Below are 17,157 nucleotides of genomic sequence, written 5' to 3'. Positions count from 1 at the left end.
CCAAAGGGATTGGAATTTTTGTCAAGAGATGAGTGGTATAAAAAAAGAGGGAGCCGAAACTCCCTCTTCTTACTTATCATTAGATTTGGATCTATTGAATGATTACTTTTTCATCTTAGGCATCATCTTACCCATTTTGCTGCTAGTCACCATTTTCATCATTTTGCGTGTCTGGTCGAACTGTTTCAGCAGGCGGTTTACTTCCTGGATAGTCGTTCCGCTACCTTTGGCGATACGCGTACGGCGTGAACCGTTCAGTATTTCCGGATTGGAACGTTCTGCCGGAGTCATGGAATAAATAATGGCTTCGATGCTCTTGAAAGCATTGTCATCAATATCAATGTCTTTGATTGCTTTTCCTACTCCCGGAATCATGGAAGCTAGGTCTTTCAGATTACCCATTTTTTTGATTTGTGCAATCTGGCTAAGGAAGTCGTTGAAGTCGAATTGGTTTTTGGCAATTTTCTTCTGTAAGCGTTTGGCTTCTTCTTCATCGTATTGTTCCTGAGCACGTTCTACCAATGAAACGATGTCACCCATACCGAGAATACGGTCGGCCATACGGGCAGGGTGGAACTGGTCGATTGCTTCCAGTTTTTCACCTGTACCTACGAATTTAATCGGTTTGTTCACTACCGAACGGATAGAAAGAGCCGCACCACCGCGGGTATCACCATCGAGTTTGGTCAGTACCACACCGTTAAAGTCCAGACGTTCGTTGAATTCTTTAGCAGTGTTTACAGCGTCCTGACCGGTCATGGAGTCTACCACGAACAGAATTTCGTCCGGGTTGATTGCTTTTTTGATAGCGGCGATCTCGTTCATCATTTGCTCGTCTACTGCCAGACGTCCGGCTGTATCGACGATAACGAGATCGTATCCTTTGGCTTTGGCTTCCTGAATGGCGTGTTGTGCGATTTCTACCGGATCCTTGCTGTCCAGTTCACAGTACATCGGTACTTCAATCTGTTCTGCCAATACACGCAACTGTTCGATAGCTGCCGGACGGTAAACGTCACAAGCGACCAATAATGGCTTACGGTTCTTCTTGGTTTTCAGCATCCGTGCCAGTTTACCGGAGAAAGTGGTCTTACCCGAACCCTGCAAACCTGACATCAGGATAACTGCCGGACGGGCGTCGATATTGATCTCGGCTGTCTCTCCACCCATCAACTGTGTAAGTTCATCATGCACGATCTTCACCATCAACTGGCTTGGCTTCACAGCCGTAAGAACGTTCTGGCCAAGCGCTTTTTCTTTCACTGTATCCGTGAAATTCTTTGCAACCTTGTAGTTTACGTCGGCGTCGAGAAGTGCTTTACGTACGTCTTTCAGTGTCTCCGCCACGTTGATTTCGGTGATTTTGCCTTCACCTTTCAGAATCTTGAATGACCGTTCTAGTCTTTCACTTAAATTATCGAACATAGTTATTTAATTACGAATTACTAATTACAATTTACTTGGGCAAAAGAGAGACTTTTCCGTCTACTCTTTATTTGAGCTTGCAAATGTACAAAAATCTCTTGTATTTATATCTTTTTATTTTGCCATTTTGCTTTTTTGAGATAAATATAACTTGTGATCAACAGTAAGCTATAATACACAATCTCAATTGTAAAGCAGATTTCAATCGGTGCTTTCAGCCACATTCCGATGAAAACTATGTAGGACCCGTAGATGATGATTGTAATTGTTTCGAGCAACAGGGCTGCTTGTGTATTTCCTGTTCCGGAGATGCCGTTGAACACCACGTTGGCTACAGATGCGATAAGCATGGCGCAACAAATAACGTATACTGAGGGCACGGATTCCGTAATGAGTGCCGCTTCACTTGTGTAGATGGAGAGCAGGAACTCTGGAAATAATGCTGATACTGCTACTAATCCCAGCATGATGAAAAAGGAGAACCGGGCAATTTTATTGATGAGCGGCATCACGTGCTGGATACCTCCCGCACCGATGGCGTTGCTGACAAGACTGTTGGTGGTAGTAGCCAATGCATTGACCGGAATCAGCAGTACGACGTAGATACTCCGGACGATATTGGCAATCGCCAGTTCCCGTTGTCCCAACCGTTCTACGGCTACGAAGAATACGAACCAGGTAGCCATTGACAGGAAATATTGCAGCATAGTGAAACAGGAGATACTAAGTATCCGCATCAGCAATGCCGGGTCGAATGTACGCAGACGGTTCAGACCATATTTCTTCAAATCGACGGTGAGGTATGTGTAAATGACGAAAAAGAGAATGGAGGAAGCTTCTGCCAGTACGGAGGCGATAGCCGCTCCCTTGATACCCATTTCCGGCAAACCGAACTTTCCGAAAATTAATGCGTAGTCCAGTACTACATTGGTTAATGCCATGACGATGGCATTGATCGTTAGTACTTTAGTGCGTGTAATGCCGATATACAATGCCCGGAACATGACATTGATGAACGAGAAAAAGAATCCGTAAATACGCCAGTCCAGAAACTCCATCGTTCCCTCGTAGATGGATTCTGAAGAAACCAGCAAACGCATGATGTTTCCGCCGAATGCTTTGGTGAATCCGAATAGCAGCAGTGCCATCACGAACAGGAACATGACTCCTTGAATCATGACGGGACCGACATCCGAATAGCGTCCTTCACCGTTGCGTCGTGCTATGACTATCTGCGAACCGGTACTGAATCCGAATGCGATGGTGAATACGCATATATAGAATAACCCGCCCATAGCCGATGCTCCAAGGGCTACCTCACTCACGTGTCCGAGGAATGCTGTGTCGGTGACATTGATGACATTTTGTGCCAGCAAGCTTAGTAGTATCGGATAACTGACACTCCAAATCTGTTTGTTGGTGTACATAATTAAGTGTTTAAGTTTACACTTTGCAAAGATAGTGCTTTATTTCGATTCGGAAACGATGGGGTAGATGAAAACAATTTCCGGACCTTCGGGAGTTTTATCGTTGACGAGATAGTTTCCTCCGAAATGTTTTAGCAATAACAGGTTTATATCATGCCGGATGATGGTTTCCTGTGATACGAATGCATGGTCTGCCAAAGGTGAATTAGTGATCCGGAAACGGAGCATATCTTCATCCCGGTTTAATGTGAATCGGATGATTCGTGCTTGTCTGTGTTCTTGCGGGTATACCAGTGCGCTAAGCAAGGCCTGCGTCAGTCGTGTTATATCGGTATGGATTTGAGCGTCTGTTTCACTGGAAAACTCAATCTGGATACCTGTTTTCTCGTTTTGCATCTGCGCCATGCAACATGCTTCCTTACATAGGGTAGTGGCATCATAGTCTTGCAACTGGAACTTCATCATTTGGGCTTCCAAACGGGATAAGTCGAGAACGTCATTGACAAGTCTCATTAACTTCTCCGAACTTTTGTGGATGATGTTTGAGTATTCTTGCCTTATTTCCTTGTCTATGTTGGGTTCACTGGCTATGAGTTGTGAGAAACCGACTACATTGTTGAGCGGGGTACGGATGTTATAGCTCATGTTGGACAGGAAGCGATTTTTTATTTCATTGGTTTTCCGCACGTTTTCTGTTGTTTTCCGGATTTCGTTTTCTGCGTATTTGAGTGCTTTCCGTACCATAAAGAGTCGCGCCATAAAGATAAAAAGCAGAAGCAGGATAACAAATATAAAGATCAGATAGGTGAGCTGGAGCCGGTTGTTTTCCCTTTTTTGATCCAGTTCTGTTTTTTCGATATTGTATTTGCTCTGTATCTGTGCCATCTGATTGTTTGAGAGTACAGTGGCTGTCGAGTCTTTGATGGCGAGTGCCTCCTCATACAGAGGGATGGCTTTTTCGCTTTGCCCTGCCTGTTTCCATATTCTGGCCTTTTCGAGTAGCTGTTCGGCATAGTCGCTTGTGAAGTCTTTCTTCAACATCGTCAGTGTCGTGTCGATATAATCCGATGCCTGTTGGTAGTCTCTAATTGCTTGGTGATATTTGGCAAATGTGTCGAAATAGAGTACTTTATACATGAAATAAGTATTCTCATCCAGATATTCTTTAGATTTTACAAGATGTTCATAAGCTTGTTGCGGCTGATGGGTATTCAGGTAATAATAGCTGTAGAACAGTTCATTGAACAGATATACATCGGCAAACCCCGTTTTTAAAGATGGGTTCGCACTGATATGGTTATGAAGGGTGTTTTCCAGTTCCTGCAGATATTTGAGTAGTTTTTTATTATCCTTCTTTTCTTTGACAACGGATACTAACTGTGATAATACCGAGATACGGACCACCGGATTTTCTGTCGGGGTGAGTAGCTGGTAGGCAGTCTCCAGTGCTTCTATTCCTTTATCCCAGCGCTGACTGCCGATATATGCATTGCTCAGGCATTGATAGGCGGCTATACTCCCCCGGTTACTATTCCTTTGGGAGGCTTGCTGTTGCATCTTTTGAGATTCGTTGATAGCAAGTTCATATTGTTCGTTGAATGTGTACAGGTCTATCTGGAAACGTTTGGCATCAAAGAAGTAATTCCATAAATCTGATTTCCGGGCATGAGGCTCCATTATGGTGAGCCATTTCGCTACACTGTCTTGATTATTACGATTGTAATAGTATAAGATATGGTAGTAAGCGGCCAGACCGGCGTATCTGTCGTTTCTCAGTTGCAATGCTTCTTTCATTAATACATCTGAATATTGGATACATTGCTGGTTGTTTTGTTCTATTCTGATGATTTTATTAAGAACATTCAGCCGTGTCGTATCGTATGGTAACGTTTGCAACACCTTTATCAGGCTATCTGATTCCAAAACAATCTCGGTACTGGCTTTTCCGGTGAAGGCGCAGCATAATAGAAGGAACAGGAGCAGGACTTGTTTCATTCTGCTTCCTCCTTTCCTGGTTGCTCATGGTAAATAGGGTGTGTGAACAGGAAACGGGCTCCTTCCTTATAATTGGAGTCAATCCATATTTTGCCGCCCAGCTGCTCGATAATGAGTTGGCAGATAGACAAGCCGAGTCCTGTGCCTTGAGCATTTTCATTTAGTTTCTCAAAACGGTTGAATATTTTATTCTGATTCTCCGGAGAGATACCGCAACCGGTGTCGGTCACAGAAAACAGTGCTATATCTTCTGTCTGTTTTTCCAATTCCATGGTGATGGAGCCTTGCGGAGTAAATTTGGTTGCGTTGATGAGAAGGTTGATTAATAATTGTTGCAACCTTGCATTGTCTGTCGTCAGTTCTAATGAATGGAGAGAGGTTGAAAAACGGACGTTTGCATTTGTTTGTTTTATTTTCTCAACCATGTCGATAACATTTCTGCATATTGCTACTGCATCACACCGCTCATATTTGAATTTCATCTTGCCCACTTCGAGACTGGACAAGTCGATTACGTCGTTAATCAGCTTGAGTAACAGTTCTGAATTTTGCTGAATAATATCGCTACACTGTTTCCGGGTCTCGTTGTCGATGGATTCTTCCGTCAGGATAGAGGAGAAGCCGGACAACGCATTGAGTGGTGTCCGAATTTCATGGCTCATGTTGGAAAGGAAAAGGCTCTTTGCCCGGATGGAATTTTCTTCTTGCTTTTTCGCTTTTTCCAGTTCCTGTTGTGATTGGCGCAGTTTTTTATTCCCTCGTTTGACCAAAAGGATGAAAAATACAATCAGTATGACAATGAATAGGATGGTAAACCAACTCCAGAAAAGGATTGTCTTCTGTCTGTTTAAGTTGTCCAGTTCGTTTTTGTCTATTTGGTAGAGGGTGTGTAATTCGTTGATTTGGCGAATATAATTCATTGCGTCCAAAGAGTCTTTGTTCGTATTGAATATTTCATAGGCTTCACATGCTTCCTTGCCTTGTCCCATCAGGGCAAGTATGTGGGCACGATCCTTTTGTACTTGTAAGGATGTGTATGAGTTGGTAGTTTTCGTATGCGAAAGTAATTCATCAAGTGTGGTTAATGCCTGAATGTACTCTTTAGATTCAGTGTAGTAGCAAGAGTACAAGTATTTAATCATTAAATGAAAATATGGGTACAGATGCTGCTGACTGATTTGCTTGGCTTGCTGTATGTGGTTTAATGCTTCGGGAAGATGGTGTGTCTGAATACGGTAGAATGCCTGACAGTAAACTAGATGAAAGTCGTCTTGTGGATTCCCGCCTTTGTCAGTAACAGATTCGAGTTCCCGGATATTGTCTTCTATATCTGTCATTTGATGATATTTGAGTTTGGTCAGAATGAGTTGGGGCAGAATTGTTTTGACATATTGGCTGGCATGAGGGATTTTCCGGATCACTTCTAATGCTTCTCTGTATGATTCGATGGCGGCTTGTGGCGTTGATGAACTTAAATAAGTATTTCCAATGGCGTGTAATGCGAGTGCTGTCCCCAGAGGATAATCCATTTCTTTGGCTTTCTGGTACATCTGGTTGGCCTGATTGATGGCAAGACTGATGTTGCCTTCTGCTATCAAGGCCTGAACGGTCAGCAAATTTATTTGAAATAGGAGTGGATATTGTTGTTTCTTTTGTAATTCCGGTTCTAAAAGTTTTTCCCAGGCAATGATGCTGTCGATAGGGATGTCCGGACTGAATGGATGATTATATTCAAGTAAAGGTTGTAATAAAGAAAGACGATCTGAATTTGTACGTGCTGCATATAAGGTGACCGATATTAATACGGTTACGACTATTGCAATTATATGACGTCTGTATTTTTTCACTTGATATAAGAATTGCTTGCTTGTAAGTTTATCTGCAAAAGAACTAAAAAGAGTGAAGATTACAAAGAAATCTTCACTCTTTTTTATAATTTATTTTCTTTTGAGTATCTCTCGTGCCCCAGGGCCCTCGTGGTTGGGGTAGCCGGGAGTATGGTTTCTGCATCGTGGATCGGCATCTACTTTCAAACTCCGGTAATCATCTTTGGTGCGGGCGATGTAATCATCAAGCATGGCACGGTGTTCGGCGAGAACCTTACTGTATTTAGGGTCTTTGGCGAGATTCTTGCGTTCTCCCGGATCCTTTTTCATATCATATAGCTCTTCTCCGTTACCTTCCAGATAGTGAGTGTACTTGTATCTCGTTCCGCGTACCATACGTCCGGGAGTAACGACATATTCATATTCGCTATGCCATTCGGAAACTACATAAGGGTGAGTTTTTTTCTGTTTCTCCCCTTTTAATATAGGTGCAAGGCTGATTCCCGGTTTTTCGGCCGGAACGGGAATTCCTGCCAAATCACAAAGGGTAGGCAGAAGATCTAACGTAGGCTGTGTCAATACTTGGTCTACGGGCTTTTTCTGTTGTTTGATGCCAGGACCTGCAAAGATAAACGGTACGTTGGTCATTTCATCATAGAAACTGATGTGCTTGGTCACCATGCGGTGTGAAGCCATTCCATCACCATGGTCAGCCATGATAATAACGATTGTGTTTTTTCCGGCAGGAGTGGAGTAGAGGGCTTTCAATACGCTGTCTACTTGCTTGGAAACCATCTTGGTATAGTGTTGGAAAGCGGCAATGTAATGACGGTAATTCTCTTCATTCCAATGAGCGGCCTGGGTCATGCGGCGATGGCTGCAGCAGATGTATTGCACTGGTTTAGGGATATTGCTCCAGTCTTCTACATCGAAATTGGCCGGTAGCTCCGGAAGGGTTCCACTGATGGCGCGGTCGGTATGTATTCCTTCGTTTGCTCCTACAAATCCGCAGATATTGTGAGGGTTCTGAAAATCGGCAATACAGATGAATGGTTCTTCCGGCGGATTACTTAGATAAGCAACAGCGTCTTCACATGTTCCTACGTCCAGGAAACTGTCGTTATTAACCGGGAATTCCGGATCGGTGAATGGCTTGGCTACCGGTTCTTTATGCTTGAATCCTCTAAGTGAACCCATGTCGTGTGTTTTTCCGAAGTGTACGGCTTCATAACCGTTTTCAGAGAAAAGGCTTCCTAATGTCGGTATGTTTTCGGGAATACGTGAGTTGATAGGTTCGCTGGAGTTGGAGCGTACATTGGTTTGATGAGGCATCATGCCACTCCATAAAGCAGCACGTGAGGGTTGGCTGAGAGGGCAACCTACATAAGCATTGGAGAAGATAACTCCTCGTGAAGCGACTTCATCAATAGGGAGGGTACAGCCTTGTGTTTGTCCGTAAGCTCCCACAACACGTTGTGTAAGATGGTCGCACTGAATAATCAGGAAATTGGGCTTTTCTTGAGCCTGTGCTGTCACGCTGCACAGGGCTAATCCCATGAATGGATAAATAGTTTTCATTACTGGTTAGAATTAAGTAATATTTGATTTGGAAGCAAAAATAGGAAAAAAGGAAACGTAAAAAAGGGTGAGGTAGTGGTTTTGGACGCAAATGAAAGTATTTTGTACAAAAATGAAAGGTTGGCTGGCCGTTAGGGGGAACTATCGGTGATGGGAGTTGAATGATAAGTGATAAACGGCAGGTGATGAGTCATAAAACGGGTTACTGAAAAAGAAAACGGTGAATAAACTGCACTTGTTATGGCGCAGTTTGTTCACCGTTCATTTATAAGTTTGCTGTTGATTAGCTGTTCATACTCATCAGGAATTCGTCGTTGTCTCTGGTTTTTTCCAGACGGTCTTTAACGAAGTCCATTGCTTCGATCGGATTCATGTCGGCAAGATATTTGCGTAATATCCACATGCGGTCAAGGGTTGTTTTATCAAGCAACAGGTCGTCGCGACGAGTGCTGGATGCGGTAATGTTGACTGCCGGGAAGATACGTTTGTTGGACAGGTTGCGGTCGAGCTGCAACTCCATGTTACCTGTACCCTTAAATTCTTCGAAGATAACTTCGTCCATTTTAGAACCGGTATCGATCAGTGCGGTAGCAATAATGGTCAGTGAACCGCCGTTTTCAATATTACGGGCAGCACCGAAGAAGCGTTTTGGTTTATGAAGTGCATTTGCATCCACACCACCAGAAAGAACTTTTCCGGATGCAGGAGATACTGTATTGTATGCACGAGCCAGACGAGTGATAGAATCAAGGAAGATAACTACGTCGTGACCGCATTCTACCAGACGTTTTGCCTTTTCCAATACGATACCTGCAATTTTTACGTGACGTTCTGCCGGTTCGTCAAAAGTAGAAGCGATTACTTCTGCATTAACACTGCGAGCCATGTCAGTTACTTCTTCCGGGCGTTCGTCAATCAGCAACATAATCATGTAAACTTCCGGGTGGTTGGCTGCGATAGCATTAGCTATATCTTTCATTAAGATGGTCTTACCTGTCTTTGGCTGGGCAACGATCAATGCACGCTGACCTTTACCGATAGGAGCGAAAAGATCGACAACACGGGCAGACATAGAGTCTGAATAACCGCCTTTGCAAAGTTTGAACTTTTCATCCGGAAAGAGAGGTGTCAGATGTTCGAAAGGAACACGGTCGCGAACGAAAGCTGCGTCACGTCCGTTGATTTTCGAAACCTTTACCAATGGGAAATATTTTTCTCCTTCTTTGGGTGGACGGATAACTCCTTCTACTACATCGCCGGTTTTCAGACCAAATAGTTTGATTTGAGACTGTGATACATAAATATCGTCCGGAGAAGAAAGGTAGTTATAGTCGGAAGAACGGAGGAATCCGTATCCATCCTGCATAATTTCCAGAACGCCTACTCCGTTGAGAATATCATCGAATTCATAAGGCTTTTCGCGTTCAATAACCTTGCGTTCCTGCTGCTGTTGTTGTACCGGAAGATTTTCACCCGCATTGTTCTGCTGAGCGGCACGTGGCATCGGTAAGCGTTGTTGGTTTTGGTTCTGATTTTGATTTGGAATCTGAGCCTGATTCTGGTTATTGTTGTTACGCTGGAAATTATTATTGCTATTATTATTGGCGTTATTGCCATTGTTAGTAGCATTATTATTGCCGTTGTTATTGTCGCGTGGGCGAACAATACGCGGACGTTGCTGCTGGGATTGCTGCTGTTGAGATTGTTGTTGCTGTTGAGGATGAGATGATTGTTCCGGTGCTGTCTGTGCTGATTCTGTTTTGGTAGCTTCGAATTTTCCGAATAGTTCGGTAGGAAGCTCTATTTTTTCAGAAGGCAGATCTTCGATTGGAATAAAATCATCGTCGTCAACGTTGGACAGGATATTACTTTCCTCGTCGATAACGGGGGCAGCTTTCTTTTGTGGTTTATCTATAACCTTTTTCTCTACAACAGGATTGTTAGGTTCTGCAGCCGGTTTATTTGTTTCTGCAACAGGCTTATTCGCTTCTGATGCAGGTTTGTTTTTTGCTTTCTTCTCGGCTGTTTGCTGTTGTACCGGAGCCGTTTTTTCCTCAGTACCAGTAGCTTTCTCTGCAACAACAGGCTTAGACTCCACTACTTTGGGTGCTGCCGGTTTTGCATTTTCTACTTCTTTTTTCTCTTCTGCGTCAGAGTTCTTACGAGGACGGCCTACTTTACGCTTGGGAGTAGCTGTGTTTTCTGCTTTAGCTTCTACAACAACAGTTTCTTTTTCTTTGTTTGTACTCTCTTCTTTTTGGGAAGGTTGTGGTGCCGCTTTTACAGGAGTGGGCTCTTTTGTCTTGTTAGCCTCTCCACTCTTTGTTGCGGAAACCACCTTGTCTTCTTTTTTGGTAGGAGCTACCCGTGAACGCTTTTTCTTTTGTTCTTCATTTTTGCGTTCTTCTTTTAGTTTATCTGCGGCAACTTTTTTTGTAGCTCCTACAATGGCCTGTTCATCGAGTATTTTATAAACAAGGTCTTCTTTTTTGTATGAGTCTGCTTTTTTTATGCCTAACTCTTTGGCAATAACTTGAAGTTCCGACAGATTTTTGTCGTTTAATTGGATAATGTTATACATATAGTATGGTAAGTTATTAATATTTCTTTTTTTGCTGAATTATGGACAGCATTACTACAGCTCATGGCTACAGATATGCGAGCATACGTTTTGTTTTTTATTCTGAATTAGGGATGTATATGTTGAATCGTAGAATGTTTCAACGGGGCAAAGATAATAATTTTTTTTGGTTTCATGAACAATCAAACATTTTTTTCCACGTAAAAGTGTATCTTTGCTACATAAAAGAAAATAGTATGACAGTAAATGAAGCTCATTTAATTTATTTTTCGCCTACACACACATCTAAACAAGTTGCGGAGGCGATTGTTCACGGAGCGGGCATAAAAAATATTTTTCCTATCAATGTGACACAGCAGATTGCAGATGAAATTGTGATTCCTACATCTTCTTTGGCTATTATTGTAGTGCCTGTGTATGGAGGACATGTCGCTCCTCTGGCAATGGAGCGTTTGCAGTATATCCGTGGAGTGGATACTCCTACCGTTTTGGTAGTGGTTTATGGAAATCGTGCTTATGAAAAAGCTTTAATGGAACTGGATGCTTTTGCTATTCCTCATGGATTTAAAGTAATAGCCGGGGCAACTTTTATTGGAGAACATTCATATAGTACCGACAAATATCCGATTGCAATGGGACGTCCTGATGAAACGGATTTAGCCTTTGCGGTGGAGTTTGGGAAGAAAATCATGGAAAAAATACAGACAGCTGATAGCATGGATACCCTTTATCCGGTGGATGTACGTGCTATCAAGCGTCCGAGTCAGCCATTTTTTCCTTTGTTCCGTTTTTTGAGGAAAGTCATCAAGTTACGTAAAAGTGGGACACCGCTTCCCCGGGCTCCTTGGGTGGAAGATGAGAATTTGTGTACCCATTGCGGGTTGTGTGTGGTCCGTTGTCCGGCAGGGGCTATAACGAAAGGGGACGAGCTACATACGGATGAGGCTAAATGTATTAAATGTTGCGCCTGTGTAAAAGCTTGCGTTAGGAAAGCAAGGGTATATGATACCCCTTTTGCAGTTTTGTTGTCAGATTGCTTCAAGAAACAGAAGTTGCCTCAAACTATTTTGTAGATCACGACGCGCTTGGTCGTTTCATCAATACGAAAGCGGTTGTCTGTTCGTTCGCCTATCAGCCATGCGATGTGTTCTCCACAGCAGAGTACCCATTGGCGTTCTTTTTGGCTGATAGAAAATTTGCGGTCGGTCAGATAATCGCTTATTTTTTTCTTTCCTTTCATTCCAAAAGGGATAAAAGTGTCTCCCGGTTGCCATTTCCGGTAATGAATTTCTCCATTCAGTTTGTCGGCATCAAAACAGGCTATTTCCTTTTCACGTGGAATGAGAAAATCCGGGGTGTACTCTCTTTCCTCTTTGATGATTTGAAAAGGAGGAAGAACCTCATTTTCAGATTCAATGGTTTCTATTAATAAGAATTCTCTGTCTTTTATCACTCTCCATTCTTTGCTGCAGAATTGCTTGCCCGGTTGGCTATGAAGCGAATGGGCGATATCTTTGATTTGTGCGGAATTGAATCCTAGAGGATGCAGGACTTCGAATAAGATAGCTTCGGGTGCCGGTTCCTTAACCAAATCACTGATTCGGACACCTTCTGCTGTAATGATTTTCTTTTTAGTCGCCTCTATACATTTATTATATATAGTGGCTACATCATTCAGATAATTACTCGTATCTATCAGAGTGTTTTTGACTGACGGATTAATTTCCTGCATGAGGGGAAGGAGGTTGAGCCGGATTTTATTACGGGTATATTCGTCTTCCAGATTGGTGCTGTCTGTCACATAATCTTGTCCGATGTTTTGCAGGTAACGAATTATTTCTTCCCGGTTGATGCAAAGCAGAGGGCGTACGATGGCTCCATTACGGGGGCGGATTCCTAACAGACCGGTAATTCCTGTTCCCCGAATCAGGTTAAGTAGTATAGTTTCTATGCTATCATCTTGGTGATGGGCCACAGCGATAACATCTGCCTGACATTCTTTTCTAATTTTCTCGAACCATTGGTAGCGGAGTTCCCGTGCGGCCATTTCAATCGAAATATGTTTTTCCGTTGCATATTGGGTCGTGTTGAAATCAATGGTATGTAAATGGATTTCCATTCTTTCGCAAAGTTGGCGGACAAATAACTCGTCCCGGTCTGACTCTTTGCCTCGCAAGTGGAAATTACAATGTGCGGCTTCGCAATGATAACCTGCTGTATGCAGAATATATAGCAATGCTACCGAGTCGGCACCACCACTCAATGCGATCAGGATTTTATCATCCGGTGAGAACAAATGTTCCTTTTCTATATATTTTGTAACGCGTTGTTGTATCATGCCTGCAAAGATACGAGTTTATCAATAAGTTTTTTTATTTTTTCTGAATCTTTTAGAGGATGAAAAAGGCTGCTATTTAAAAACATTCTAAATAATTTGCATGCTCCGAAGTTATGAATTATCTTTGCCAAAAATTTTGAGAGTTATGCGTTTGTCCGAATTAAAAACAGGAGAAAAAGGTGTTATTGTAAAGGTATTGGGGCACGGTGGTTTTCGTAAACGTATTGTGGAGATGGGCTTTATTAAAGGTAAAACGGTTGAAGTGCTGTTGAATGCCCCGCTAAAAGATCCCATAAAATATAAAGTTTTAGGTTATGAAATTTCTCTTCGTCGTCAGGAAGCTGAAATGATCGAAGTGATCAGCGAGGAGGAAGCAAAGAAGCTGGCCGAAAAGACCGTTTATCATGAAGGATTGCCTGAAGACCTTTCAGTAAAAGAAGAAGATATGAAACGGTTGGCGTTAGGTAAACGCCGTACCATCAATGTTGCTTTGGTCGGAAACCCGAACAGTGGCAAGACTTCTCTGTTTAATCTTGCATCCGGTGCTCATGAGCATGTCGGAAACTACAGCGGTGTAACCGTGGATGCCAAAGAAGGTTATTTTGATTTCGAAGGCTATCATTTCCGTATTGTCGATTTGCCGGGAACTTATTCTTTGTCTGCTTATACGCCGGAAGAAATCTATGTCCGTCGTCATATTATCGATGAAACTCCGGACGTGATTATTAATGTGGTCGATTCCTCCAATCTGGAGCGAAACTTATATCTGACTACCCAATTGATAGATATGAATGTCCGCATGGTAGTAGCTCTGAATATTTATGATGAGTTGGAAGCCAGTGGAAATACCTTGGATTATCATCTGTTGAGCAAGTTGTTCGGGGTGCCGATGTTGCCTACTGTCAGTAAGAAAAATCGTGGATTGGACACCTTGTTTCATGTTGTTATCAATCTGTATGAAGGAGTAGACTTCTTCGACAAACAGGGAAATATGAATCCGGAAGTTCTTAAGGATTTGACTGAATGGCATGACTCCTTGGTGGATCGCAAGAAACATGAGGAAGAGCATTTGGAAGATTATGTGCGTGAACACAAAAAGACGGGACGTGTCTTCCGACATATTCATATTAATCATGGACCTGATATCGAAAAAGCGATTGAGGCTGTAAAAAGTGAAGTGTCTAAGAACGAATTTATCCGGCATAAATATTCTACCCGTTTCCTTTCCATTAAATTGTTGGAGAATGATCCTGATATTGAACGTATTGTGCGCACATTGCCAAATGCGGATGAGATATTCCATGTCCGTGACAAGATGTCGAAGCGTGTTCAGGACACAATGAATGAGGATTGTGAATCGGCTATTACGGATGCTAAATATGGATTTATCAGCGGTGCACTGAAAGAGACATTCACAGATAATCACTTGGAGCAGGCGCAGACAACGAAAGTGCTGGATTCGATCGTAACTCATCGTGTTTGGGGATTTCCCTATTTTTTTCCTTTTTATGTATCTGATGTTTGAAGGTACGTTTGTCATTGGAGAATATCCGATGATGGGGATTGAATGGGTTGTTGAGCAGATTGGTGACTTGTTGCGCAATAATATGGTAGAAGGTCCATTTAAAGATTTGCTGATTGATGGAATTATTGGTGGGGTAGGAGCGGTTATTGTCTTTTTGCCGAATATCTTGATTTTGTATTTCTGCATTTCTCTTATGGAAGATTCGGGTTATATGGCTCGTGCGGCTTTTATCATGGATAAGATCATGCATAAAATGGGATTGCACGGAAAATCATTCATACCTTTGATTATGGGATTTGGGTGCAATGTGCCTGCTATTATAGCTTCCCGTACTATTGAGAACCGGAAGAGCCGCCTTATTACAATGTTGGTGAATCCTTTGATGTCTTGTAGTGCGCGTCTGCCGATTTATTTATTGTTGGTGGGTGCTTTCTTCCCGAACAATGCAAGTCTGGTGTTGTTAAGTATTTATGTGATTGGTATTGTATTGGCTGTGGTAATGGCCCGCTTATTTAGCAAGTTTTTGGTGAAAGGTGATGATACTCCATTTGTGATGGAGCTTCCACCTTACCGGATGCCGACAGCGAAATCGATCTTCCGTCACACATGGGAAAAGGGAGCGCAGTATTTGAAAAAGATGGGAGGAATTATTATGATTGCTTCTATTATAATCTGGTTCCTGGGATATTATCCGAATCATGATGCTTATGAAACGGCTGCTGAACAGCAGGAAAATTCTTATATCGGCCAGTTGGGGCGTGGCATAGAGCCGGTTATAAAACCACTGGGATTTGATTGGAAACTAGGTATTGGCTTGCTTTCCGGTGTGGGAGCGAAAGAGTTGGTAGTAAGTACATTAGGTGTCTTATATGCAGATGATCCGGATGCTGATTCGGTAAGTTTGGCAGAACGAATTCCGATTACTCCATTGGTTGCTTTCTGTTATATGTTGTTTGTATTGATTTACTTTCCGTGTATTGCGGCGATAGCGGCTATAAAACAGGAATCGGGTAGTTGGAAATGGGCGCTCTTTGCTGCTTGTTACACAACGGGCTTGGCTTGGCTTGTATCATTTGCTGTTTATCAGATTGGAGGACTGTTTGTATGAATAATTGGCAAGATTGGGTAGTCGGAGTACTGGTTGTACTCTGTATTGCCCGCGTTATATATGGAATATTTCTTTTTTTTCGTCGTACGCGAGAAAATCAGAATCCTTGCGATAGCTGTGTAAGTGGCTGTGAACTAAAGGATATGATGGACAAGAAACGCGGAGAGTGTGATGTAAAGAAAAAAAGTACAAAGAAAAATTGCTGCGGATAGTTGGTAGTTTCAAAATTTGTACTACCTTTGCAACCGCAAACGAGAAATAATGGTTCCTTGGATGAGTGGCTTAGTCAGCGGTCTGCAAAACCGTGTACGGCGGTTCGAATCCGCCAGGAACCTCAAGCAAAGCTCCGAAACTACTTATAATAAAGGGTTTCGGAGTTTTTTGTTTTTGAAGAGGACGCAAATAGGGGCGCAAGCTTTGGATAAGTTTATTTACGATGCACCGATAAACGCTTTTTTTCAACGTGTACCCGGACTTGCTACTTGAAATGTAACGGTAATTAATAAAAAAATGCTGCTTATCTGATGTGATAAACAGCATTCATTCTGGAGAGCCTCTTGTCGGATTCGAACCAACGACCCCGAGATTACAAATCACGTGCTCTGGCCAACTGAGCTAAAGAGGCGTTTTTCTTTTGCGGGTGCAAAGGTATGAATTTCTTTTAAAAATGCAAATACATCGCATACTTTTTTTATATTTGCAAAGTTACCAATGATTAGATGAAAATGAAAATTATGAATGTATGTAGTATGGCGCTTTTAGCCATAGGTATGTGGGCTTGTTCCGGACAGAAGAAAGGAACGGCGAATGTTGAAGTTGCAACAGATAGTGTAGAAGTAGCTACGGATGCAAAATCTGTTCAGGCAGATAGTACAGGATATATTGTCCGGGTAGGAGAGATGGCTCCGGATTTCACGATTACCTTGACAGATGGGAAACAAGTGAGTTTATCTTCCCTTCGTGGTAAAGTAGTCATGTTGCAGTTCACAGCAAGCTGGTGTGGAGTTTGCCGTAAAGAAATGCCGTTTATCGAGAAGGATATTTGGTTGAAGCATAAAAATAATGCAGACTTTGCTCTGATTGGCATTGACCGTGACGAACCGCTTGACAAAGTACTGGCTTTTGCTAAATCTACCGGAGTCACTTATCCGTTAGGACTGGATCCGGGAGCTGATATTTTTGCGAAATATGCATTACGTGAATCCGGAATAACGAGAAACGTGTTGATTGATAAGGAAGGGAAAATTGTAAAGCTGACTCGTTTATATAATGAGGAAGAGTTTGCTTCTCTTGTGCAGGCAATTAATGAAATGCTGAAATAAAAGAAAACCCTCATCAGATGTTCCTAACGGAA

10 protein-coding genes, 2 tRNA genes and 1 pseudogene are annotated in these 17,157 nt (G+C 42.5%); 5 read left to right on the top strand and 8 right to left on the bottom strand.

What is annotated here, in order from left to right; translation table 11 throughout:
* Positions 1-102 precede the first annotated feature (102 nt).
* From ffh to rho, 6 genes are all read right to left on the bottom strand, one after another.
* A complete protein-coding gene (gene ffh / locus NXX38_RS23535) occupies positions 103-1,425 on the bottom strand; it encodes a signal recognition particle protein (RefSeq protein WP_148364744.1) in 1,323 nt (440 codons plus the stop codon).
* A gap of 104 nt (positions 1,426-1,529) precedes the next feature.
* Positions 1,530-2,852, bottom strand: a complete 1,323-nt coding sequence (locus tag NXX38_RS23530; protein ID WP_195649505.1) for an MATE family efflux transporter — start codon at positions 2,850-2,852, stop codon at positions 1,530-1,532.
* 39 nt (positions 2,853-2,891) lie between these two features.
* A complete protein-coding gene (locus tag NXX38_RS23525; RefSeq protein WP_217721158.1) occupies positions 2,892-4,847 on the bottom strand; it encodes a HAMP domain-containing sensor histidine kinase in 1,956 nt (651 codons plus the stop codon).
* Positions 4,844-6,694, bottom strand: coding sequence for a HAMP domain-containing sensor histidine kinase (locus NXX38_RS23520; RefSeq protein ID WP_258981360.1), 1,851 nt, complete (start codon positions 6,692-6,694; stop codon positions 4,844-4,846). Before NXX38_RS23520 ends, NXX38_RS23525 begins: the two co-directional genes overlap by 4 nt.
* A gap of 90 nt (positions 6,695-6,784) precedes the next feature.
* Complete coding sequence (locus NXX38_RS23515) at positions 6,785-8,251, bottom strand: sulfatase (RefSeq protein ID WP_258981359.1); 1,467 nt, start codon at positions 8,249-8,251, stop codon at positions 6,785-6,787.
* A 283-nt stretch (positions 8,252-8,534) separates the two neighbouring features.
* Positions 8,535-10,832: a transcription termination factor Rho gene (rho, locus tag NXX38_RS23510; protein WP_148364748.1), complete on the bottom strand. Its 2,298-nt coding sequence runs from the start codon at positions 10,830-10,832 to the stop codon at positions 8,535-8,537.
* A gap of 236 nt (positions 10,833-11,068) precedes the next feature.
* Here rho and NXX38_RS23505 point away from each other — a divergent pair, with 236 nt between their 5' ends.
* Positions 11,069-11,905, top strand: a complete 837-nt coding sequence (locus tag NXX38_RS23505) for a 4Fe-4S binding protein (RefSeq protein WP_167511759.1) — start codon at positions 11,069-11,071, stop codon at positions 11,903-11,905.
* On the opposite strand, the gene tilS is transcribed toward NXX38_RS23505, so the two are convergent.
* On the bottom strand, positions 11,890-13,170 hold the full coding sequence (tilS, locus tag NXX38_RS23500; protein ID WP_195649501.1) for a tRNA lysidine(34) synthetase TilS: 1,281 nt from the start codon (positions 13,168-13,170) through the stop codon (positions 11,890-11,892). The genes NXX38_RS23505 and tilS overlap by 16 nt on opposite strands.
* Before the next feature lie 145 nt (positions 13,171-13,315).
* On the opposite strand from tilS, the pseudogene feoB reads away from it, so the two are divergent.
* The 3 genes and pseudogenes from feoB (at position 13,316) to NXX38_RS23485 (ending at position 16,138) form a co-directional block, all read left to right on the top strand.
* Positions 13,316-15,803: pseudogene (gene feoB, locus NXX38_RS23495) on the top strand (ferrous iron transport protein B).
* Entirely contained in the window at positions 15,800-16,015 is a 216-nt protein-coding gene (locus tag NXX38_RS23490) for a hypothetical protein (RefSeq protein ID WP_148364751.1), read from the top strand. The pseudogene feoB and the gene NXX38_RS23490 overlap by 4 nt, the downstream one beginning before the upstream one ends.
* A gap of 51 nt (positions 16,016-16,066) precedes the next feature.
* Positions 16,067-16,138, top strand: a tRNA-Cys gene (locus NXX38_RS23485).
* Positions 16,139-16,354: 216 nt separating this feature from the next.
* Here the strand turns inward: NXX38_RS23485 and NXX38_RS23480 are convergent.
* A tRNA-Thr gene (locus NXX38_RS23480) sits at positions 16,355-16,428 on the bottom strand.
* Positions 16,429-16,522: 94 nt separating this feature from the next.
* Here NXX38_RS23480 and NXX38_RS23475 point away from each other — a divergent pair.
* The gene (locus tag NXX38_RS23475) at positions 16,523-17,125 is read left to right on the top strand and encodes a TlpA disulfide reductase family protein (RefSeq protein WP_258981351.1); all 603 of its coding nucleotides are present in this window, start codon (positions 16,523-16,525) and stop codon (positions 17,123-17,125) included.
* Positions 17,126-17,157: the final 32 nt, after the last annotated feature.

The sequence above is a fragment of the Bacteroides sp. BFG-637 genome (assembly GCF_024793605.1).
GTDB classification, from domain to species: Bacteria; Bacteroidota; Bacteroidia; order Bacteroidales; family Bacteroidaceae; genus Bacteroides; species Bacteroides vicugnae.
This window is presented reverse-complemented; position numbering and strand designations above follow the sequence as displayed.

Bases quoted from the DNA above. Each gene is read 5' to 3' on its own strand.
- ffh (WP_148364744.1), bottom strand. From the start codon at position 1,425: ATGTTCGATAATTTAAGTGAAAGACTAGAACGGTCATTCAAGATTCTG.
- NXX38_RS23530 (WP_195649505.1), bottom strand. From the start codon at position 2,852: ATGTACACCAACAAACAGATTTGGAGTGTCAGTTATCCGATACTACTA.
- NXX38_RS23525 (WP_217721158.1), bottom strand. From the start codon at position 4,847: ATGAAACAAGTCCTGCTCCTGTTCCTTCTATTATGCTGCGCCTTCACC.
- NXX38_RS23515 (WP_258981359.1), bottom strand. From the start codon at position 8,251: ATGAAAACTATTTATCCATTCATGGGATTAGCCCTGTGCAGCGTGACA.
- rho (WP_148364748.1), bottom strand. From the start codon at position 10,832: ATGTATAACATTATCCAATTAAACGACAAAAATCTGTCGGAACTTCAA.
- NXX38_RS23505 (WP_167511759.1), top strand. From the start codon at position 11,069: ATGACAGTAAATGAAGCTCATTTAATTTATTTTTCGCCTACACACACA.
- tilS (WP_195649501.1), bottom strand. From the start codon at position 13,170: ATGATACAACAACGCGTTACAAAATATATAGAAAAGGAACATTTGTTC.
- NXX38_RS23490 (WP_148364751.1), top strand. From the start codon at position 15,800: ATGAATAATTGGCAAGATTGGGTAGTCGGAGTACTGGTTGTACTCTGT.
- NXX38_RS23475 (WP_258981351.1), top strand. From the start codon at position 16,523: ATGAAAATGAAAATTATGAATGTATGTAGTATGGCGCTTTTAGCCATA.